Genomic DNA, 23,125 nt, shown 5'->3' on the forward strand with positions numbered 1-23,125 from the left:
ATTTTGATTACAGGGCTACAATACCCCAAATTAATATAAAACTTAATATTATAGTTATATTACATAATGTACCTACCATTTTTTTGTCATAATTAAATTCTACCGCATAGGGGATGACAGCCATACCAATAGGCAATGTAAGTCCGATAAGCAGAGTATGGCGAAATAATGAATTAAATGGCATAAAAATAAAAAGTATAATCCCTATAGTCAATCCGATAGAATATCTTATAAATAAAATTTTCAATATATTTTTCCTATAAATTCTATCAATATTAAAGTTCAGGCATATTCCAAGAAGTAAAAGGGACAGAGGTCCATTTGCTTTAGATAGTATTCCTGAGATATTTATAAAAAAAACAGGGTAGTGAAGTCCGAATAAATTCAATATTAAAGTTATTATGTAAGACATAAGTGGAATGGAAGTAACCAATTTTTTTAATATATTTTTGGAATTTATGTATTCACCATTTGAAGAAAAATGGCTTGCCAGTAAATAGCAAATTACAAATATGGTTATGGAATTTCCCATATCAAACATACCAAAATATTTTAAACCCTCTCTGCCCCATATAGCTTCAACAACTGGATAAGCAAACAAGCCAACGTTGAAGCCAGGAACCAGCATGGATAAAGTACCTCTCATTTTTCTGTTTTCTTTTTTAAAAGCGATGATACTTACTATACACATTAATATTCCAAAAAGAAGGCTTGTCATAGCTATGAATATAAGCGAAATATCGAGCTTCATATTATTAAATGTAACTATTATTAATGCGGGAAGTGTTATATTGAATATAATTCTGGAAACCCCGTCAGCATCTTCTTCCTTAATGATATTGAGTTCTTTAAAAATATATCCTAATGCTATAATTAGTATAAATAAAATAAATTGATTATTTACATTTTCTATTTTAACACACGTCCTATCTAATTTATTTTAAGCAATTAATAAGAATTTTATATTGTCCATAAAAAGCAACTTGATTATTATTATAAATACATGACTGTTATATATCAAGAACGAAATAAGGTAAGTTTGCAAATTAAAAAATAAAGCCCCTAAAATTAGAGGCTTTATTTTTTAAACATCATTATTTTTTACAGAATGTTTTTTTGAATTAGGGTTATGATTTTTAGCTTCTTCACTAATAGTTGTATTATTTTTACTTTTTCTTTTTCGTACTTCTTTTTTATCTATCTGACTGTCTTTTGCCATTTTATCATCTCCCTTGAATAATTTGATAGATGTATGGTGTTACATTGGAGCAGCTCTTTTATTTCCAGTTTTAGCTTTCCCCTGAATTTCTGGTACGGGATTTACTGTATTTTTTTTAATTTTCATCTTTTTATTACTTTCCGTACCGTGTGGATCACCGGGATTTGGTCTCCTCATACCTGCTTTAGCCATAAATTTAAGACCCCCTTCTAGCTTTAACATTTTATTTTTCATAAATATATTAACCTTACTTATAACATTTATTCATAAATATATTTCTTCTAATTGTGTTTTTTTACAAATAAAATATATAAAATTTAGGATTTTTGTAAATGGAAAATTAAAAACTGTAATGTTAAAATAATCATATAAATACTTTTATAGGGGGAATTGTAAATGGCAAACGTATCTTTAAAACATATAGGGAAAGTGTATTCTGGTAACGTGGAGGCAGTTAAAGATTTTAATCTTGAAATAAAGGATAAAGAATTTATAGTATTTGTAGGGCCATCGGGATGCGGTAAATCTACTGTGCTTAGAATGATTGCTGGGCTTGAAGAAATAACAAAAGGTGAACTCTACATAGGGGACAAGCTTATGAATGATGTATCGCCTAAAAATAGGGATATAGCTATGGTTTTCCAAAACTATGCATTGTATCCGCATATGACTGTTTATAATAATATGGCTTTTGCACTTAAACTTAGAAAAGTACCTAAAGATGAAATAGATAAAAAAGTAAAAGAGGCAGCTGAAATTCTTGATTTAACTAAATTGTTAGATAGAAAACCAAAAGCATTATCAGGAGGGCAGAGGCAAAGAGTTGCTATGGGAAGGTCAATAGTTAGAAATCCAAGGGTATTTTTGATGGATGAGCCATTATCAAATCTGGATGCTAAATTGAGAGTGCAAATGAGAACAGAAATATCAAAATTGCATAAAAGATTACAAACAACATTTATATATGTTACACATGACCAAACAGAAGCTATGACACTTGGTACTAGAATTGTAGTTATAAAAGATGGAATTATTCAGCAGGTTGATACACCTCAAAATATATATAATAATCCTGTAAACGTATTTGTAGCTGGATTTATAGGAAGTCCTCAAATGAATTTTATTAATGTAGAACTTGAAGATGTAGATGGAAAGATTAAAGCTGTATTTGAAGAAAATGAAATACTTTTAGAAGAGAATATATCTAAAATTTTAAAAGAAAAAGGATATATTGGAAAAGAAGTAATACTTGGAATAAGACCTGAAAATATAAGTAATACGGAAGAAAGTATTAATAAGTTTAAAAATTCCGTAGTAAAATTAAATGTTGATTTAACTGAACTTATGGGTGCAGAAACTTATATATATTTATCTAAAAATAACATTAAAGTAACAGCAAGAGTAAATGGAACATCTAATGTTAAAATGGGGGATAGTATAGATGTAGCACTTGATTCAACTAAAATTTACGCATTTGATAAAGAAAGTAAACTGGCAATTTTATAATGTATTTTGGGAGAAATGAAAATGGATAGTTTCACTAATTTTTTAAAACAATTATCTAAAACTACGGGAAGTAAATTTAATCTAGTTGAAAGTAATGGCTGCGAAATATTTAAAGGATTTAACATGAAAAATTGTGAAGTTATATCCTTGAATTTATCATTAAATAATAAGAAGGTAAGACTTTATATACCTAAACAATATGAGAATAATTCAAAACTTTTAGAATATATTATTACAGATAAATATAAGAACATGGTAAGTAGCAATCAAAAGATGATAATTAATATATTAGATGGAGAGAAAGTTGATAGTAATATTATTAAAAATTCATTAACATTTATATCACAAAAGTGCAATCTTTTTATTATTAATGTGGATGGAAATAAAATTGAAGCTCTAGATGTAATAAATAAATTATATGAAGATTTTGAAATGATGAGTGTTATATACAAAGATGATATTGTAATAATAGGTTCTTTTGATGAGTTAGAGGAACACGTAAAGGGCATTAGAGAATCTATAATATGTGATTTATATTGCAAGTGCTATATTAGTATATCAAATCCTATAAGTGATTATAAAAATATAAGAAAATCATATTTTGAAGCTTTAGAAAGTATGGCTCTTGGTAAAAAATTTTGTATAAAAGGTGAAATATATTATTATAAGAATACCTTGCTTGCAAGAATAATCCATAACTTAAAAAGTGATGTAAAAGATGAATTGATGTGTAAATTTGAAGACAAGCTATCCGGATTTGATAAGGATATGATATTTACTATACAGGAGTTTTTTAGATGTGAACTTAATATAAGCAATACAGCAAAAAAACTGTATATTCATAGAAATACTTTGATATATAGGCTTAATAAGCTTAAGAAAGATACTGGATTTGATATAAGAAACTTTCATGAATCAGTAATATTTATAGTAATATTTTATCTTTGGAAGGAGAAAAATAGTAAATATTTTTAAAAAGATATTTCAAAATTTGAAAAATGTGGTATAATATAACTATACATTTTGGTAACGTTACCAGTAACGTTACCAAATATAAGCTGTCAATTAATAATTAAAGTCAAAAGTTTAAGCTAAGAATAGAGGTTTCAAATGGGAAATTTAACAATAAAAGATATATCTAGAATGGCAGGGGTTGGAGTTAGTACTGTATCCAGGGTTTTAAACAATCATCCTGATGTAAAGGAAGAAACAAGACAGAAAATTTTAGATGTAATGGGTAAAGTAAATTATATACCAAATAACAGTGCTAGAAATTTAAAAAGAAATACATCAAATAATATAGGAGTCTTAATTAAGGGAATTCACAATCCATTTTTTTCTGCAATGACAAAAATTATAGAAGAAAAAATAGCTGAAAAGGAATATTCAATGATACTTCATTACAATGATACAAATCCAAATGATTTTGAAACTGCCGTTGAATTTATAAAGGAGAAAAGATTAAAAGGACTTATATGTTTAGGAGGTTATTTTAATAACTTGAGTAAAAACCAGCTTAAAGATTTAAATACTCCAATAGTTTTTACATCTATAGATAGTATAAAAAATTTGGACAATAACTTTTTTTCAAGTGTAACTATAGAAAATGAAAGAGCAGCATTTGATGCAGTAAATTACATATGTAGTTTAGGACATAAAAATATTGGAGTCATAACCAGCGGTGAAAAAAATACTAGTGTAGGCATGCTTAGACTTGAGGGATATAAAAGAGCTCTTCTTCAAAACAACATTGAATATAATAAGGACTTTTCAGAAAAAGGCGAGTATACTTTTGAGGCTGGTTTTAATGCAGCAAATAAGCTTTTAGATAAGAATTTAAATATTACTGCTATATTTGCATCAAGTGATATTATGGCAATCGGAGCATCTAAGGCAATATTAAAAAGGGGACTTAGAATTCCAGAAGATATTTCTATAATAGGCTTTGATGATATAGAATATGCAAAATATTTTCACCCATCTATAACTACAATTAGACAACCAGTTGAAGATATGGGAGAAAAAAGCGTAGATATTTTATTTAATATTATTAAAGAGAAAAGTGGAAATAAGCATATAGTGATAAATACAGAGTTAATAAAAAGAGATTCTTGTAAAAGATTAATATAATTTATTAGCTCTGTTTTTTATAAAAAAATCATGAGGGGGAAATTGTTGTGAAAATTAAAAAACTTGCAGTAATGGCCATGTCTTCTGTGATGATTATGTCATCTCTAACATTAGCTGGCTGTGGAGGATCAGAATCAAGTAGTTTAAATTCTAAAAGTAGTGGTAAACAGGTAAGTATTGATATGTTTCAATTTAAAGTTGAAAATGCAAAGGAACTTGAAGCTGCTGCTAAGGAATATGAAAATGAAAACAAAAATGTAAAGATAAACATACAAACTGTAGGTGGTGGAAATGATTATGGCGCTGCCCTCAAGGCAAAAGTTCAATCTGGTGAAGAACCAACAATATTTAATATAGGTGGACCACAGGATGTTAAGGATTGGCAGGCAAGAGTTACAGATTTATCAGGAGAATCATGGGTAAAAGATTGTGTAGATGGTGTACTTGGGGGAGTTACAGAAGATAATAAGGTATATGGAATGCCAATGTCAATTGAAGGATATGGATTTGTATATAATAAAGAAATCTTTAAAACAGCTGGAATAGATGTAAACGCTATTAAAGATTATGCAAGTCTTGAAAGTGCAGTTAAGACACTGGATTCTAAGATAAAATCAGGAGCATTAAAATCTAAATATCCTAAATTAGAAGCAGTATTTGAAATGCCAGCCAAAGAAACTTGGGTAACAGGACTTCATGCTTCAAATGCAGCTCTATCACCTGAATTTGGAAGTGCTACAAATGCATACAAAGCTAAAAAAGTTGATTTTAAATATAAAGATGGACTTAAAAACATAATAGATCTTGAAGCTAACTATTCACCAAATGCTGCTTCAAAGGGAAAATTAAATGCAGTTGATTATGCAACTCAAGTTGGACAAGGAATCGCTATTCAGCGTGTTGCTATGATTCAACAGGGAAACTGGATAATAAATGATGTTAAAAAAGTTGATGAAAAAGTTGCTAGCAATCTTGGGATAATACCAATACCAATTAAAGGCGCAAAAGAAGATGTAATTCCAGTAGGTGTTCCTATGTACTGGGCAGTTAATGGTAAATCTTCAAAGGATCAGCAGGATGCAGCTAAGAAATTCTTAAATTGGCTATATACTTCAGATAAAGGTAAGGACATTATAGCAAATAAATTCTCTTTTATAGGACCATTAAAATCATATAGTAATATGCAGCCAAAGGATACTCTTGGACAAGATGTACAGAAATATGTTAAAGAAGGAAAGACAACACCATGGGTATTCATGGGATATCCTAGTGGTTGGGGTCAGGATGTTTTAGGAAAAGAAATTCAAAAGTATTTATCCGGACAGGAAAGCTTTGATCAAGTTATAAGTAATTCTCAAGCACAATGGCAGCAAATGAGAAAATAAGGATGTTAAGGAGAGACTATTCTCTCCTTAAATTATAATTAATTTCATCTTAAATACAGTAAAATATTGGGGAGAGGGGTAAGAACAATATGAAAAAATCTAAGGTAATGTATTTTTTCATGGTACCTGTATTATTTGCATTTTTCGTAGTTGTTATTATACCAGCAGTTCTTGGAATATATTATTCTTTTACTGACTGGAATGGTATAGATAATAGTGCAAAATTTGTAGGAATATCAAATTATGTAGCAATTTTTAAGGGTAATAGTGATTTTGTAACAGCGTTTATATTTACAGCTAAGTTTTCTATAGTATCTGTTGTTTTAATAAATTTAATAGGATTTGGACTTGCACTTTTAGTTACAAGAGGTATGAAAACAAGCTCTCTTTTAAGGAGCATATTTTTTATGCCTAATATGATAGGCGGTCTTATACTAGGATTCATATGGCAATTTATTTTTACTAAGGCTTTTGATTCTATAGGTACGGCTTTGGGATGTAACTTTTTTAAAGGATGGTTGTCAACTACAAGTACAGGATTTTGGGGACTGGTTATACTTATGTCCTGGCAGATGTCAGGTTATATGATGGTAGTTTATATAGCAGCTATTGAAGGCATTCCTGAAAATTTAATAGAGGCAGCTGAAATAGATGGAGCAAATAGTTTTCAGAAGCTTACAAAAGTAATTATTCCAATGGTAGCTCCAGCTTTTACAGTAGGTTTTTTCTTAACGCTTTCAAATTCTTTTAAATTATATGATCAAAACTTATCTCTTACAGCTGGAGGACCTTATGCATCTACTGAAATGCTGGCACTTAATATATACAATTCAGCTTTTGTATATAATAAATTTAGTATAGCCCAGGCAAAAGCAGTAGTATTCTTAATTACAGTTGCAGTTATAACTTTAACTCAACTTAGCTTTAGTAAGAAAAGGGAGGTAGAGATGTAATGAAGAAGAAGACTTTTAGTAAAATATTTTGGTATGTATTTTCTAGTATCATAGCTATTATATTTTTACTTCCTATTTATATAGCGGTTACGGATTCTTTTAAAACTCAAAAAGGATTATATCTAGATACTATTGGACTACCAACAAAAGCAGTATTTACTCTAGAAAATTATGTACAGGCATTTATAGATTTAGATTTTTTTAAATCCTTTTTAAATTCACTTATTATAACAGTTATAAGTACAGTTCTTATAATAATTTTCACATCTATGGCGGCCTGGGTTCTTGTGAGACATAAGACAAAGATGAGCAAATTTATATTTTTTTTATTTGCACTTGCAATGCTTGTACCATTTCAAGCTGTAATGCTTCCACTTGTACATATAATGGGTAAGCTGCACTTATTAAATCCTGGAGGGCTTATATTTATGTATATTGGATTTGGTTCAAGCTTATCTATAATCCTCTATCATGGCTTTATTAAAGGTATACCTGTGGAATTAGAAGAAGCTGCGACTATAGATGGATGCAATAAATTTCAGGTATTTTGGCTTATTGTATTTCCACTTTTAAAGCCAATAACAGTTACAGTAAGTATTCTAAATTCAATGTGGATATGGAATGACTTTTTGCTGCCGCAGCTTGTAATAAACAAACCTCAATGGCAAACCATACCACTTAAAATGTTTTATTTCTTCGGACAGTATGCTAAAAAATGGAATTTGGCTTTGGCAGGACTTGTTATATCTATAATTCCAATGATTGTATTTTACTTTTTAGCTCAAAAGCATATTGTTAAGGGCATAACTCAGGGATCTATAAAATAAGGTGGTGTTAAATATGAAAGCTTTCGTGCTAGATGAAAACATAACTAAGTATACTTTTGGAAAGCCGTTTGATACAGAAACTGTATTTTTAAAGGGTACTGAAATTACAAGAGAAAATATAGAATTTTTTAAAATAAATAAAGAAGAAAAATTTAATTTAACATATAATATGGACATTTCTCAAATTGTATTTGGACTTGGTGAAAATCAAAGAGGAATAAATAAAAGAGGAGGAATATATGAATCTTTTTGCAAAGATGAACCCAATCATACTCCAAATAAGAAATCGTTATATGGTGCTCACAATTTTATAGTTTTAGATGGTAACGAAAAATTTGGGGTATTTGTTGATTTCCCGGGAAAAGTTGTATTTGATGTAGGATTTTCAAATAACAATGAGTTAAAAATATCATTAGGCGAAGAAAACTTTGATATTTATATAATAAATGGTAAAAATGCTAGATCTATTGTAAGAAAGTTTTTAAGTTTGATAGGTGAGAGTTATGTTCCACCAAAATGGGCTTTTGGATATCAACAATCAAGGTGGAGCTATAAAAATGAGAATACAGTTTTAAATATTGCAGATAGTTTTATAAAAAATGATATTCCTTGTGATGCAATTTATTTAGATATTGATTATATGGATAAGTTTAAAGATTTTACGATTGACAGTGATAATTTTCCGTATTTTGAGAGCTTTATAAAGAGAATGAAAAATAAAGGCTTTAGGCTTGTACCAATAATTGATGCAGGAGTGAAAATAGAAAAAGGCTACAATGTTTATGAGGAAGGAGTTGAAAAAGGATATTTTTGCACTGATACTGAAGGCAAAAATTTTACTGCAGCAGTGTGGCCAGGGTTATGTCATTTCCCGGATTTTTTAAACAAGGAAGCAAGAAGATGGTTCGGACTTAAGTATAAGATACTTGCGAATATTGGTATTGAAGGTTTCTGGAATGACATGAATGAACCAGCCTTATTTTATACCAAAAGAGGATTAAAAGAAGCTTTAAATGAAGTAAAAGAATGTGAAGGAAAAAATTTAGATGTATATTCTTTCTTCAATTTAAGAAGTAAATTTTCAAATATATCAAGTGCTGATGAAGATTATAAATCTATATATCATAATGTGGATGGAAATAAGGTAAATCATTATAAAGTGCATAATATGTATGGATATAATATGCTAAAGAGTGCATCTGAGGGACTTAAGGAAGTATATAATAATAAAAGATTTTTACTTTTCTCAAGAGCTTCATACATTGGAATGCATAAATATGGCGGAATATGGACTGGAGATAACCATTCCTGGTGGGAGCATATACTTTTAAACATAAAAATGATGGCCTCTTTAAATATGTGTGGATTTCTATATATTGGAGCAGATACAGGTGGATTTAGCACAGATGCTAATTCGCAGCTTGTTATAAGATGGACACAATTTAGTATATTTACACCACTTTTTAGAAATCATTCTTCTATGGGGACAAGGAATCAGGAACCATTTTCATTTGATGATAAAACTACGGATGTATTGAGAAATGTAATAAAATTTAGATATGCGTTAATACCATATATATATTCAGAATATATGAAGGCGGTTATAAATAATGATATGTACTTTATACCTATTTGTTTTGAATATGATGATAAAACATCTAGAAGGATAGAAAATCAACTTTTAGTGGGTGGATCTATTATGATAGCTCCAGTATATGAGGAAAATTCTGCAGGAAGATATGTATATTGTCCTGAAGATATGCTTTTATGGAAGGTGTCAGATTTTAAAAACAGAAAATTTAATGTAGTTAAAAAAGGACATATGTATTTAGATGTTGAACTTGATGAGATACCTATTTTTATAAGAAAAGATAATATACTTGTTATAGGAAATACTGCGAGCAATGTAGATAGTTTGGATAACAGAGAGTTAAATGTAATAGCTTTTGTAGAAAATAAAGCTGAGTATATTTATTATGATGATGATGGAATAAGTTTTGATTATAAAAAAGGAAATTATTCCAAGATAACAATTAAAATTGAAAAAACAAAAAATGACTATAATATAGATGTTAAGAACAGTAAAAACAGTTTTTTGAATAAACTGAATTTTGAAATAGTAGATCAAGAAGGAACTTTGAGTAAGAAAACAATATATATTTAAAATTAATTGCACAAGGAGAATTTTAGCTATGATTAAAAGAAGCAGTGGGATATTAATGCATATTACGTCTTTACCAGGAACCTATGGAATTGGAACTTTTGGAAAAGAAGCATATAATTTTATAGATTTTTTAATAAAGGCCGGGCAAAAATATTGGCAAATTCTACCCTTGGGACCAACAGGGGAAGGCGATTCTCCTTATCAATCTTTTTCGTCTTTTGCTGGAAATCCTTATTTTATAGATTTAGATATTTTAAATTCAGATGGAATTCTGGATAAATCAGTATATGAAAATATAGATTTTGGCAGTAATGCTGAAAAAGTAGATTATAATAAGATATTTAAAAATAAGATGAGAGTTTTGAGAATTGCCTATGAAAATTCTATAGAAAAATATGATATTTTTATAAATAAATTTAGAGAAGAAAATAAATTATGGTTGGAAGACTATGCACTTTATATGGCTTTAAAAGCAAAATTTAATTTAAAGCCATGGCAAATGTGGAAAAGTGATATTAAGCTTAGAAAAAAGTCTGCTATTTCTCATTATAAAATAGAACTTAAGCATGAAATAGAATATTGGATATTTCTGCAATATGAATTTTTTAAGCAGTGGGCTGCTGTGAAAAATTATGCTAATAGAAATGGAATAAAAATTATAGGCGATATTCCTATTTATGCAGCTACAGATAGTGTGGATACCTGGGCAAATAGTGATGTATTTTTATTGGATAAAAACAAAGATCCTATTTTAGTTTCAGGCTGTCCGCCGGATGCTTTTTCAAAAACGGGACAACTATGGGGTAATCCTATATATAACTGGGATTACCTGGAGAGTACCGGGTATAGATGGTGGATAGAAAGAATTAGAAAGAATGCTACTTTATATGATGTAACTAGAATAGATCATTTTAGGGGTTTTGAATCTTTCTGGGAAATTCCTTATGGTAATGATACAGCTATAGATGGTAAATGGGTAAAAGGACCTGGAATGAAATTATTTAATGCAGTTAAAAAGGAACTAGGAAAAGTAAATATAATAGCGGAAGATCTTGGATACCTGACTAAAGATGTGATAAATTTTAGGATTGCTACAGGATACCCTGGTATGAAGGTACTGGAATTTGCTTTTGATACTAGAGAAGAGAGCAATTATCTTCCTCATAATTATGATAAGAATTGTGTAGTATATATAGGTACTCATGATAATGATCCTATTATGGGGTGGTTTGAAAATGCTAGCAAAAAAGATGTACAATTTTCTAAAAAATATTTAAAACTAAATAAAAGGGAGGGATATAATTGGGGATTTATAAGGGCGGCACTGAGTTCTGTTGCTAAACTATCTGTTATACAAATTCAAGATTATCTGGGGCTTGGTAGTGAAGCCAGAATGAATATACCTTCGACAATAGGTGGAAACTGGCAGTGGAGGCTTAAAAAAGAAGATATTAACCTTAAACTGACGAGAAAAATTAATAGAATTACAAAATTGTATGGGAGGTAACTAATGTGATAGATGTAAATGAATTTAAACAGGATGTACAGAGGTTTCTTAAGATAGATTATGCAGTAAATTTAGATATTGCAAAAACTTATCAAAAGTATAATGCAATTTCTAAAGCTGTTATGATACGCATAATTGATAATTGGAATAAAACCTGTGAAGTTTATTCCAAAAATAAACAATCTCATTATTTTTCTGCTGAATTTTTAATGGGTAGAGCACTTGGAAATAATTTAATGAATCTAGGAATTTATGAAGACATAAAAAAAGCTTTGGATGATATGAATATAGATATAAACGATGTTGAGGAAATAGAAGAAGATGCAGGAATTGGAAATGGAGGTCTCGGAAGATTAGCAGCTTGTTCTATGGATTCAGCAGCTACAAAAAATTTACCTGTTACAGGATATGGAATCAGGTATAGTTATGGACTTTTCAAACAGAGTTTTAAAGATGGATTTCAAGTTGAAAGTGCAGATAATTGGCTTAAATATGGAGATCCCTGGTCTATAAGATGTGATGAGGATATTGTAACTGTAGATTTTTCAGATTACAGTGTAAAAGCAGTGCCTTATGATACTCCAATCATTGGTTATGGTACAAAGAACATCAATAAACTAAGACTTTTTAAGGCAGAGCCTATAAATGAATTTGATTTTAATGCATTTAATAATCAAAAATATAAAAAATCAGTTGAAGAAAAAAATAATGCAGATAATATATCAAGAGTATTGTATCCAAATGATTCTACGGATACTGGGAAAATACTAAGGCTTAGACAACAGTATTTTTTTACCTGTGCAGCTTTAAAAGATATAATTAAGAAATTCAAAAAATATCATGGTAGTGATTTTAAATTGTTCTCAAAATATAATGCAATTCAACTGAATGATACTCATCCGGTTTCAGCTATACCGGAATTTATAAGAATACTTACAAATGAAGAGGGTATAGATTTTGAAGATGCATGGAATGTAACTGTAAATACATTTTCATATACAAATCATACTATAATGAGAGAAGCTCTTGAAGAATGGGACACTAAATTATATAAAAATTTATTGCCAGAAGTGTACAGTATAATTAAAAAAATAGATAGTAGATTAATTAAGAAACTTCAATCAGCACAATATGGATACGATAAAATAAATTCCATGAGAATAATATATAATGGAAAGATAAAAATGGCATATCTTGCAATCTACGGTTCTCATAATACAAATGGTGTGGCAGAGATACACACAAGTATTCTTAAAAATAGAGAACTTAAGGATTGGAATGAATTATATAGTAAAAGATTTTTAAACATAACTAATGGAATCGCACCTAGAAGGTGGATTGTACTTTGTAATAGGGAGTTATCATCATTTATAACGGAACTGTTGAAGAGTGATAGCTGGATTACAAACCTTCCATTATTAAAAAATCTTGAAAAATATGCAGATGATGAGCAGGTATTAAATAGATTTTTAAACATAAAAAGAATCAAAAAAGTTCAGTTATCACAGTACATCAAAATTCATGAGAATATCGACATAAATCCGGATTCTATATTTGATATTCAAGCTAAGAGATTACATGAATATAAGAGGCAGCTTTTAAATGCATTTGCTATTTTAGACTTATACTATAGAATAAAAGAAAATCCTGAAATAAATATTGTACCAAGAACCTTTATTTTTGGAGCAAAAGCAGCACCGGGATATGTTAGAGCTAAAGCTATAATAAAATATATTAATGAAATAGCTAAACTTATAAATAACGATTCTTCAATTAATGGAAAAATTAAAGTGGTGTTTATTCAAAATTATGGTGTATCCTATGGAGAAAAATTATTTCCAGCTGCAGATATTTCTGAACAAATTTCAACAGCAGGCAAGGAAGCATCAGGTACTGGAAATATGAAACTTATGTTAAATGGAAGCCCAACTATTGGTACCTATGATGGGGCTAATGTAGAAATAGCACAGGAAGCAGGTATGGAAAATAATTTTATATTTGGTGCCCGTTTTGAAGAGCTTGAGAAAATAAAGAAAAGTTATGATTCTAAAGAATATTATAACACTGTGCCGGGGCTTAAAAGAGTAGTAAATACATTAATAGATGGAACTTTTGATGATGATGATACTGGAATATTTGAAGATCTCTATAATTCTTTACTTGAAAGTACAAAAACAGATAAAGCAGACAATTATTTTGTGCTTAAAGATTTTGAAGATTATAGAAATACTCAGTGTAGGGTAAATAAAGCATATAAAGACAGAATGTCTTGGGCAAGAAAATGCTGGATTAATATTGCGAATTCAGGTAAATTCAGCAGTGACAGAAGCATAAAAGAATATGCAGATGAAATCTGGCATATACATCCACATAAATGGTAAAAAAGAATAACCTCCTAGGTAAATATATAATGCAATTACCCCTGGAGTAATTTAAACCACCTCAGGGGTAAGCATGTGAATTTTACCATTCTATTTTAATATTATATTCTTTAAGCCATACATTTACTTGAATTAGATAAGCTAGAAGCTGCGGCCCTCTCATGAGCTGACCGAACCATGGTGCCTTGAATGAAGAACCTCCCGTTTCTATTAAAGTATTGACAGCCTTTTTATCTATAAGTGGGAGAATAGGTGAAGTTTTATCATCCATTATAGCCCTCATCCATTTTTGAACTCTTCTAGTATACTCCGGATTATGGGTTTTAGGGTATGGACTCTTTTTTCTCTCAATGATGTCCTTAGGCAAAACTCCATAAAGTGACTTCCTCAAAAGACCTTTTTCCCTTCCCTTGTAGAATTTTAACTCTGAAGGTATATTGAAAGCATATTCTACAAGCCTGTAGTCTGCAAAAGGAACCCTCACCTCAAGACTGTTTGACATACTCATTCTATCCTTCCTGTTTAAAAGTGTAATCATAAACCATTTTATATTGAGGTAGAACAGTTCTCTCATCCTGTAATCCAATTTGGATTCTCCATCTATGTGGGGCACCTGTTTTAAACTGCTTTCATACTGGTTGTTCAAATAACCCTCCAAATCCAATACTTTTAAATCGTCTGACAGAATTTCCTTCCTTGAATTAATTGACTTGGACCAGGGAAAAGTATGCGCATTTATATCCTCGGGTCTTCTGTACCATGGGTATCCTCCAAAAATCTCATCGGCACATTCACCGGATAAGGCAACTGTATTATCCTTTCTTATTTCCTTGCAGAAAAGGTAAAGTGAGGAATCAATATCGGCCATTCCCGGAAGATCACTTGCTTTAACTGAATTGTACAGTGCATTGCATAAATCCTCGCTTGTATTTATAATCCCATGATGTTTGCTTTTTATATATTTTGACATTTTCAAAGCCCAAACCCTGTCAGGCGTAGGTTCAAAAGAATTTGCCTTAAAGTATTTTTCTTCATCCTTGTAGTCAATGGAATAAGTGTTTAAAGTCTCACCATGTTTTTTAAATTCTGAAGCTGCTACGGTTGATATAACACTTGAATCGAGTCCGCCTGAAAGAAGGGTACAGACAGGTACGTCGGCAACAAGCTGTCTTTTTATGGCATCTACCAAAAGAAATTTAACATGCTCGCAGGTTTCATCTATATTTTCAGTGTGAACCTTGCATTGAGGCTTCCAGTATTCTCTCAATTTAACTCCATATCTTGAATAAAGCAGATAATTGGCAGGTGCAATCTCATGAATGTCCTTAAAAACTCCTCCTCCTAAAGACCTTGCAGGACCGAGGGCGAAAACTTCAGTTAGACCTTCCCTTGTAACTATAGGTTCTACATAAGGGTGGGCAAGCAATGTCTTTATCTCAGAACCGAATATTATAGAATCATCCTTTATTGTATAAAACAGTGGTTTTACACCTAGAGGATCTCTTGCCATAAATAAACTTTCTTCATTTTCGTTCCATATTGCAAAAGCATATATACCATTTATATGTTTCAGACATTCTATTCCCCAGTGAATATAACTTGTTAAAAGAACCTCGGTATCAGAATAGGAATTAAAAGAATATCCGGCATCTAAAAGGGATTTCCTTAAATTTTCAGTGTTATAAAGCTCTCCATTATATACAATTATATATTTTTTGCCATTCACACTCTTGGACATTGGTTGTGAGCCGCCGGAAGGATCTACTACTATCAGTCTTCTATGGCCTAAAAGTGCATTTTTAGATAAATAATAACCTTCGTCATCAGGTCCCCTGTCTTTTAAAGTATCAGTCATTTTTAAAAGAATATCCCTGTTCATGGAAATATCCTGCTTTAAATTAATCCATCCTGTAATTCCACACATATTAAAGTTAACCTCCAAATATATAAAGCTAATTATAATTTATGATTTTAGAATATATATGTGCATGATTTGCTATCATTAGAATATAAAAAGTGTTATAATACCATGATAGAATATAGAAAATGAAAGGAAAATGAAAGTGACTTTAATTCGACAGGATGTATTTAAATTAGCTGTTCCAATTCTTGCAGAACAGCTATTTGTAGCCTCTCTTGGAATGGTTAATACCATGATGGCAGGACACATAAGCAAAGAAGCGGTGTCAGCCATTGGAATGGTAGATTCTTTTAACAATATACTTATTGCATTTTTTTCATCTCTTGCAGTAGGAGGTACAGTAGTTGTAGCACAATACATTGGTCAAAAGAACAAAAAAATGGCAAATAATGCGATGAAGCAGTCTCTATATTCAGGGGTATTCATAGCGCTTGTCATAACTCTGCTTATATTTTTATTCAAACAACAGCTCATATACGTGCTTTATGGTTCGGCAGACAAGATTGTAATAAATTATGCAAAGATTTATTTTGGCATAACTATTATTACATACCCTATGATAGCCCTTGACTTAATTGCAAATGGAGTTTTAAGGGGCAGCGGAGATTCAAAAACGCCTATGAAGATAACCATGTTTATGAATATTGTAAATGTAATTTTAAGTTACAGCCTTATATATGGTATAAACCTTAAAATTGCAGGATTTCATCTATACACGTCAGGCATGGGAGTGCGTGGAGCCGCTCTTGGAATTGCTATTGCAAGAACTATAGGGGGACTTTTGGCACTTTTAATATTAATTCGCGGCACAAGAATTTTAAAATTGACTAAATTATTCAGTTTTAGATTTAACAAAAATTTACTGAGACCTATATTTGGAGTTGGAATTCCAGCTGGTGTTGAATCTCTCATGTTCAACGGTGGAAAACTTATTACACAGGTATTTATTGTAGGGATGGGAACAATATCAATAGCATCAAATACTATAGGAAATTCAATTGCAAATATGCTGAACATACCGGGTACTGCGTTTAGTATTGCTGCTACAGCTTTGGTTGGACAGTATATGGGAAAGGGAGACAGTGATGAAGCTGAAAAATGTCTGTCATATCTTTTCAAAATGACTACGGTATGTCTTGTAGTAATCTGCGTTTTTTCAGTGCCTACAGCTAGAATATGGACAAGCCTGTATACTACTAATGTAGAAACAATTGATCTTACTACAAAGTTATTGAAAATAAATGCACTGTGCATACCTATCTGGTCTATCTCATTTGTAATCCCGGCAGGACTTAAAGGTGCAGGAGATGCAAAATACACTATGGTAACCACGATCATAGGAATGTGGGTATTTAGAATTGTAATGGGATATATACTTGGAATAAACCTTGGATTCGGACTTATAGGAGTATGGATGGGAATGTATATAGATTGGCTTGTACGTGGAATTCTGTATTATATAAGATTTAGAAAAGGAAAATGGAAAAAGCTTGTTTTAATAAAAACTAAATAATAATTTTGTTATATAATTTTAAAAAAAACAAATGATAGATATGTGTGGATTAAATTTAGCGAGGTGTTTTGATAACATGAAGAAAAAATTAAGTCTTTGCATATTTATCGTTTTTTTTATGTCTCTTGTTGGAAATTCAAGCGCATACGCCAAAAATTTGTATGGCTTCAACAGTGAAGGAAATATTATTTCAATGGATTCAAAAAGAGACGGCGAACTTCCAAAAAGATTTAGAAAAAGTACGGATAAAATAGAAAGCAATTTTAAAAAATTTGACTTAAAGGGAATGTCTGAATTAAATATTTCTGGAAGTGCACAGTTTACCGGGGACAACATCAAACTCATAAAGGAAGCTATTCCGGGAAAAAAGATAGCTGTAGTCGATTTGAGGGAGGAACCGCATGGATTTATAAATAATTTGGCTGTAAGCTGGAAGTCTGATGTGGATGATTCAGATGGAAATTTAAGTGTGAAAAAAACTATGGAAAATGAAAAAAACAAATTAAAATCAATAAAGCTTAACGAACCTGTAACTATAAAAGGTAAAAAAATAATTCCTAAAGAAGTGGAAAGTGAGAAGGATCTAGTTGAGGATTTAAATATGACCTATATAAGGATACCTGTTATGGATCATGGCATTCCAGATGATGAAATGGTGGATTATTTCATTAATACTGTAAAGAATCTACCTGAGGGAACCTGGCTACATTTTCACTGCAGGGGAGGTATTGGTAGAACTACAACTTTTATGATAATGTATGACATGATGAAAAATGGCAAACGAGTAGGAATGCAGGATATAGTGGATAGGCAGGTTGCAATAGGCGGCAAGAATATTTTAAATATAAAAAATAAAAAATCACAAAAGAGGGCGGAATTTATAAAAAAATTTTATAAATATGCATCTGAAAACAAGGATAATTTTCAGACCTCCTGGTCCAGCTGGGTAAAACAGAATAATTAATTAAAGACAATAACAAAACCAGAATTTATAAAAATAAACTCTGGTTTTGCTAAAAAGTATTGAATTTACAAAATGTAAGGTTTACAATTAATATAATATTGAATTATTTACTGAGATTATCTACTTTCTTTTCTAATTCAGCCACCTTTTTATAAAGAGTTATCTCTCTTTTTATAAGGTTCTTTTCAGAAAGAGCAGTCATCAGCTGATCTTGTGCATGAATTACAAGAAAGTTAGGAGTTTCATTTTCCATCTGTCCTTGAATAAGTAGATTTTGATAATTATGACCTTTATAAAATTCATCATCTGCTTCCTCAAGGCATTTTTTTGCTGCTTCAAAATCTCCTATTTCAGCAGCATCTAATGCATCATAAGCTTTTCCCCTTGCATTTCCTCCATGAAGTACTAAATTAAATATTATTTTTTCTAAAGTTAGTTTTTCTTTATCTATGCTGTTATCTGACATAATACATATGCCTCCTCGTAATAAGTTTAATTTGCAGAACCATTTAACTGTGCTTCTTTTTCAGCATTTTTTTCATTTTCAACTAAATCTTTTTCATAACCCTTAAAGAATGGATAGTAAATTGCAGCTGCAATTAATAAATTAACAAGTTGTAGTGCTGCACCTTGCCAGTAACCACCTGTTGCTATTATGCCTCCGAAGAAAACTGGAAGTGTAAATGGCGGCTGAAAAACAACTTTAGGTACTAAGTTGAAGAAGAAGGCTGCATAGTTAACAGTGACAGTAACTGCAGGAGCTAATATAAATGGTATAAACATTCTTGGATTAAGTACTAATGGAGCACCAAAAATTAAAGGCTCATTTATATTGAATATAGCAGGTATCAATTCTACTTTTCCAATGCTCTTAAGTTGTTTTGATGCTGAAAATAAGAACATTATAGTAAGAGGCCATGTTATACCGGAACCACCTATATGAGTGAACATATGGAAGAATGGTTCACAAACTATTCCAGGTAATGATTGTCCAGCTTTTAATGCAGCATCATTTGCAGCAAGTTGAGCGGTCCAGAAGGGATATGCAACAGAAGAAACTACATTCATTCCATGGATACCAAGTGACCATAGGAGCATCATGAGTATTATTTCAGCAAGAGCTGCAGGATAAGTGTCTGAAACAGCAACTAAAGGTTTGAATATTTCAAGTACTAATTGTGGAAGAGTAATTTGTAGGTTAGCCCATACTATCCATTCAACAGCCCAGGATAAAGTAATCATGACAAAGAAAGGAACTAGAGCACTGAAAGTTCTAACAACATAAGGCGGTACGCCTGCTGGCATTTTAATTACTAATCCTTTTTTAGTGAACAGTTTTGTAACTGTTGTACAAATAATACCTAAGAGTATTGCTATAAATAATCCCTGACCACCTAAATAGTCAAGTACTTTACCAAATTGTACTTTGGTAATATCTGTTGCAGGAAAACATACAATGAAGAAACAAACTAGTGATAAAAGGCCACATAGTGCTTCATCCATGTCCCATCTTGAAGCTAGGCTGTAGGCTGTACCAAAAGCAACAGCGGTAGCCATAATTCCAAAACTTAGATTAAATGCTATTAGAATTTGGTTTTGAATTGGAGCAATAGCTTTGCTCCATGCGGTTATTATTCCCCAACCTAATGAAACTGGAGGGTTTGCAATAATTAAGAAAATTGATCCACTTATTATAAGTGGGAGAGCGAAAATACAGAATGCATCACGAATTGACTGCAAATAGATGTTTTGAGCGGCTTTAGCGAGTATAGGCATCAAGCGTTCTTCCATCCACTTCATAAATTTGTTTTCTTTCATAATCTAACCTCCTCATAATATTTTATTATATTTTTTATTTAAAACCAGTCTTCAAAATAGATTGAAGGCCGGTTTTTAATCTATAGTTTTCCAGACTTTTTTGCGAGGTCTATTATTTGATCAAGAACTTTTCCGCCGTTCATAAGTGCAAAAGCCTGCATATTTACAATTTCTACAGGTATGTCATATTTACTGGCAGCTTCTTCTACTTCTCTTTTTAGATGCCTTACCTGTGGTTCCAGAAGTGCTACAGAATAATCCTGTGCTTTCTTTTTAAATTCACCAGTGCCACCTGCATCTACAGTTATATCCAAGTTTCTTTTTTTTGCCTCATCGTTGACTGACTTTGCAAGAGAACTGGATGTAGCTCCCCAACTGCATAATATAATTGCTTTCATTTTGATAACCTCCTATTTTTTAAATATTTTTGACCTTTTGACTTTTTAATTGATTTATCTAAATTTTTTTGATAAAGTATAAGCATTCTTTTAAAAAATGTTTGTGCTATAAATAAAGCAATAAGGTAAGCACAACCAAATAGAAAAAGTTTTATAGATGATGATATTTGACCATGTATCATTAAATTTATAGCAGGTACAATCCAAGCTAGTGATAATAAAATGAAAAATACTATGATGGGTTTTTTTGAAATATAAAGTAAGTTTTTACTGTGATCTGACATTGCCATACCTCCATTTACAAATTTGAATTTATTTTACTATCTGTAATATTTTTAAATATAATTTCTTGAATAACACTTCTTTTATAAGTTTTTTACATTCTTCTAAAGTATTACTTGTGTTTAAATTTTTTATGAAATATGGTTCGCTTATAATTGAGCTGGATATATCGCCTATTACATCTAAGCTTTCTTTGTTTTTTCTTGGTGCTATCATTAAAAATGCAGTATATACATCTTCTTTCTTGTCCATTAAATTTATAAGCTTAATTGGCACTTTCAGTTTTCCTATACAAATTAGGGGTTCTTTAATACTATTGCTTGTACAATGATATATGGCAAATCCTTTATTTGGTAATATTATTGCACCTAATTTTTCACGATCTTCAAGTAATTTTTTGATTTTTACACATTGCTTTACTGTAATAAATTTATTTTTTATAATTTCATTTAATAGAGATTGAATTAAGGCATCTACAGTATTGACATTGGCTGAAATTTGAGTTAAAAAGGTATTATTGACTATTAAATTTATCTGAGTTCCGTAATGAGTTAATACATTTAATTCTTCAAAACTATCTTTAATGCTGGAAGGCTGTTCTTTCTTGTTTTTTATGGATATCTTTATATTGAGTTCTTTTTCTAGTGTTTTTACATCATTTTCTGTAAACATTGGATTTACATTTATAACTTTTATATCATTTCTTTTTAGTGGAACAGAAGATATTATTAAATCCAGATCGTATTTTTTTATCATTTCATCAATTTTAAGAAGGGATGAGTTGGCTACTATATTCAACTGCTGCACATTTTTAAGCTTTTCATATAGCATCCTTGATACGCCTATTCCACTGGAACATACAAGGAGCACGTTGAATTTTTTTATTTTATATTTCATTCTTTCTATTGAAGCCGCAAAATGCATGGTTATATAGCCTATTTCATCATCATTTATTTCTATTTCAAGCGATTTTCTAAGTACATCCAATGCTAAATTACATTTATTAAAGGTATCTCCATATTCTTTTTTTATATCATCTATAAGTGGATTTCTGATTTTGTAACCTGATTTCAATCTATAGAGAGAATATAAAAGATGCATGGTAAGATCTTTTTCAAGTATTGGATCTTCACTGAAGTTTATATTGAAAATATATTCCGCGTTCAGTATTATTTCTTTGGTAATTGTATGAAGGTATTTTTCATTTAAGTTTAGATTTATGCTTCCGAGTTGAACTCCTTGAAGTTGAATGGCAATATATCCAATCTCTTCTTTAGGAATGATTATATTTATTTCATCTTCAATATATTTGGCAATGATTTCTGCTATTTTATATTCTTTTGTATTTTTTAGTTTTTTAATAATAGATGCATTCAAATTTATTTTTTCGTTATTGATAAGCCTTTTAATTGCAAGTGCTATATGAATAGAAAGCTCAACGTATAGCCTGTCTTCTATCTGATAATCTATGCTTCTTTCGAGTTTTGCAAGTGACTTTTCAACTATATATATAGTCCTGTAATCAATTACATTGAACAGTTTTAAAGTTGAGTTTTCTAGATGATTTTTTTTAATTACACTTATAAGTTCATCTGTATTGCAGTTTTTATAAAGCAAATCTACGATGGCATGTCTTATAGTTTTTTCATCTGCTTTTATATAAATTCCAACACCGGGTTTAGAGATAAAATCTATATTTTTGTCCTGAAACCAACTTTTAATATCCTTTAGGTAATTACTTATAGTTGATGTTGATACTCTAAATTTATTTGCAAAATATTGGAGTTTTAGAGGTTCTTTTTGCTGCAGAAGCTCTATTAAAATTAATTTTTTCTTTGAATTTGTTTCTAAAGCTGAATTAAAACAAGGAATTAATAACTTTAAATTTATTATTTCCTCATCATTTCCTTTAAGAATAAGACCTCCTGTGTTATTTATGACTTTTAAATGGAATTTATTCAAGTATTGGTTTATAGTTTCAATTTCCCTATAAATTGTCCTAGTACTCACATTATAAGTTTTAGCACAATTTTTAACGTTTACAGGCTGCTCATTGTAGGTAACTTTGCTTAATATGTTAAGTTGCCTTAAAGTTAAACTATTAATCATCCGAATCACCTACACTTTTATAAATGAATATTGATTTAAAATTATTTT

General features: G+C 30.4%; 20 protein-coding genes. 11 read left to right on the plus strand and 9 right to left on the minus strand.

Annotated features, from left to right (window positions below; genetic code table 11):
- Positions 1-7: 7 nt before the first annotated feature.
- The 3 genes from J2Z42_RS10955 to J2Z42_RS10960 form a co-directional block, all read right to left on the minus strand.
- Complete coding sequence (locus J2Z42_RS10955) at positions 8-913, minus strand: AEC family transporter (RefSeq protein WP_209702839.1); 906 nt, start codon at positions 911-913, stop codon at positions 8-10.
- A 171-nt stretch (positions 914-1,084) separates the two neighbouring features.
- Positions 1,085-1,219, minus strand: a complete 135-nt coding sequence (locus J2Z42_RS14705) for a hypothetical protein (RefSeq protein WP_281063549.1) — start codon at positions 1,217-1,219, stop codon at positions 1,085-1,087.
- Positions 1,220-1,258: 39 nt separating this feature from the next.
- Positions 1,259-1,411, minus strand: a complete 153-nt coding sequence (locus J2Z42_RS10960) for a hypothetical protein (protein ID WP_209702813.1) — start codon at positions 1,409-1,411, stop codon at positions 1,259-1,261.
- A 204-nt stretch (positions 1,412-1,615) separates the two neighbouring features.
- Here J2Z42_RS10960 and J2Z42_RS10965 point away from each other — a divergent pair, with 204 nt between their 5' ends.
- From J2Z42_RS10965 to J2Z42_RS11005, 9 genes are all read left to right on the plus strand, one after another.
- The gene (locus tag J2Z42_RS10965) at positions 1,616-2,725 is read left to right on the plus strand and encodes an ABC transporter ATP-binding protein (protein ID WP_209702814.1); all 1,110 of its coding nucleotides are present in this window, start codon (positions 1,616-1,618) and stop codon (positions 2,723-2,725) included.
- 21 nt (positions 2,726-2,746) lie between these two features.
- On the plus strand, positions 2,747-3,700 hold the full coding sequence (locus J2Z42_RS10970) for a PucR family transcriptional regulator (protein WP_209702815.1): 954 nt from the start codon (positions 2,747-2,749) through the stop codon (positions 3,698-3,700).
- 135 nt (positions 3,701-3,835) lie between these two features.
- Positions 3,836-4,855, plus strand: coding sequence for a LacI family DNA-binding transcriptional regulator (locus J2Z42_RS10975; protein WP_209702816.1), 1,020 nt, complete (start codon positions 3,836-3,838; stop codon positions 4,853-4,855).
- A gap of 47 nt (positions 4,856-4,902) precedes the next feature.
- Positions 4,903-6,240: an ABC transporter substrate-binding protein gene (locus J2Z42_RS10980; protein ID WP_342590023.1), complete on the plus strand. Its 1,338-nt coding sequence runs from the start codon at positions 4,903-4,905 to the stop codon at positions 6,238-6,240.
- 89 nt (positions 6,241-6,329) lie between these two features.
- Positions 6,330-7,193 carry a carbohydrate ABC transporter permease gene (locus J2Z42_RS10985; RefSeq protein ID WP_209702817.1) on the plus strand — a complete coding sequence of 288 codons (864 nt, stop codon included), beginning with the start codon at positions 6,330-6,332 and terminating at the stop codon, positions 7,191-7,193.
- On the plus strand, positions 7,193-8,020 hold the full coding sequence (locus J2Z42_RS10990; RefSeq protein ID WP_209702818.1) for a carbohydrate ABC transporter permease: 828 nt from the start codon (positions 7,193-7,195) through the stop codon (positions 8,018-8,020). Before J2Z42_RS10985 ends, J2Z42_RS10990 begins: the two co-directional genes overlap by 1 nt.
- Positions 8,021-8,033: 13 nt before the next feature.
- Positions 8,034-10,184 (plus strand): TIM-barrel domain-containing protein, encoded by a 2,151-nt coding sequence (locus J2Z42_RS10995; protein ID WP_209702819.1) that lies wholly within the window; start codon positions 8,034-8,036, stop codon positions 10,182-10,184.
- Positions 10,185-10,203: 19 nt separating this feature from the next.
- The gene (gene malQ, locus J2Z42_RS11000; protein WP_342590024.1) at positions 10,204-11,691 is read left to right on the plus strand and encodes a 4-alpha-glucanotransferase; all 1,488 of its coding nucleotides are present in this window, start codon (positions 10,204-10,206) and stop codon (positions 11,689-11,691) included.
- Positions 11,692-11,699: 8 nt separating this feature from the next.
- The gene (locus tag J2Z42_RS11005) at positions 11,700-14,072 is read left to right on the plus strand and encodes a glycogen/starch/alpha-glucan phosphorylase (protein ID WP_209702841.1); all 2,373 of its coding nucleotides are present in this window, start codon (positions 11,700-11,702) and stop codon (positions 14,070-14,072) included.
- Positions 14,073-14,154: 82 nt separating this feature from the next.
- On the opposite strand, the gene asnB is transcribed toward J2Z42_RS11005, so the two are convergent.
- Positions 14,155-15,996 (minus strand): asparagine synthase (glutamine-hydrolyzing), encoded by a 1,842-nt coding sequence (gene asnB, locus J2Z42_RS11010; protein WP_209702821.1) that lies wholly within the window; start codon positions 15,994-15,996, stop codon positions 14,155-14,157.
- 133 nt (positions 15,997-16,129) lie between these two features.
- On the opposite strand from asnB, the gene J2Z42_RS11015 reads away from it, so the two are divergent.
- Both J2Z42_RS11015 and J2Z42_RS11020 read left to right on the plus strand, forming a co-directional pair.
- On the plus strand, positions 16,130-17,506 hold the full coding sequence (locus J2Z42_RS11015; RefSeq protein WP_209702822.1) for an MATE family efflux transporter: 1,377 nt from the start codon (positions 16,130-16,132) through the stop codon (positions 17,504-17,506).
- A gap of 76 nt (positions 17,507-17,582) precedes the next feature.
- On the plus strand, positions 17,583-18,470 hold the full coding sequence (locus J2Z42_RS11020; RefSeq protein ID WP_209702823.1) for a phosphatase domain-containing protein: 888 nt from the start codon (positions 17,583-17,585) through the stop codon (positions 18,468-18,470).
- A 103-nt stretch (positions 18,471-18,573) separates the two neighbouring features.
- On the opposite strand, the gene J2Z42_RS11025 is transcribed toward J2Z42_RS11020, so the two are convergent.
- The 5 genes from J2Z42_RS11025 to J2Z42_RS11045 form a co-directional block, all read right to left on the minus strand.
- The gene (locus J2Z42_RS11025) at positions 18,574-18,936 is read right to left on the minus strand and encodes a PTS sugar transporter subunit IIA (RefSeq protein ID WP_209702824.1); all 363 of its coding nucleotides are present in this window, start codon (positions 18,934-18,936) and stop codon (positions 18,574-18,576) included.
- A gap of 26 nt (positions 18,937-18,962) precedes the next feature.
- Positions 18,963-20,288, minus strand: a complete 1,326-nt coding sequence (locus J2Z42_RS11030) for a PTS sugar transporter subunit IIC (protein WP_209702825.1) — start codon at positions 20,286-20,288, stop codon at positions 18,963-18,965.
- An 80-nt stretch (positions 20,289-20,368) separates the two neighbouring features.
- The gene (locus tag J2Z42_RS11035; RefSeq protein WP_209702826.1) at positions 20,369-20,686 is read right to left on the minus strand and encodes a PTS sugar transporter subunit IIB; all 318 of its coding nucleotides are present in this window, start codon (positions 20,684-20,686) and stop codon (positions 20,369-20,371) included.
- Complete coding sequence (locus J2Z42_RS11040; RefSeq protein WP_209702827.1) at positions 20,683-20,970, minus strand: hypothetical protein; 288 nt, start codon at positions 20,968-20,970, stop codon at positions 20,683-20,685. The genes J2Z42_RS11035 and J2Z42_RS11040 overlap by 4 nt, the downstream gene beginning before the upstream one ends.
- 28 nt (positions 20,971-20,998) lie before the next feature.
- Positions 20,999-23,077: a BglG family transcription antiterminator gene (locus J2Z42_RS11045; protein WP_209702828.1), complete on the minus strand. Its 2,079-nt coding sequence runs from the start codon at positions 23,075-23,077 to the stop codon at positions 20,999-21,001.
- Positions 23,078-23,125 lie beyond the last annotated feature (48 nt).

The sequence above is a fragment of the Clostridium algifaecis genome (assembly GCF_017874415.1).
GTDB lineage: Bacteria > Bacillota > Clostridia > Clostridiales > Clostridiaceae > Clostridium_B > Clostridium_B algifaecis.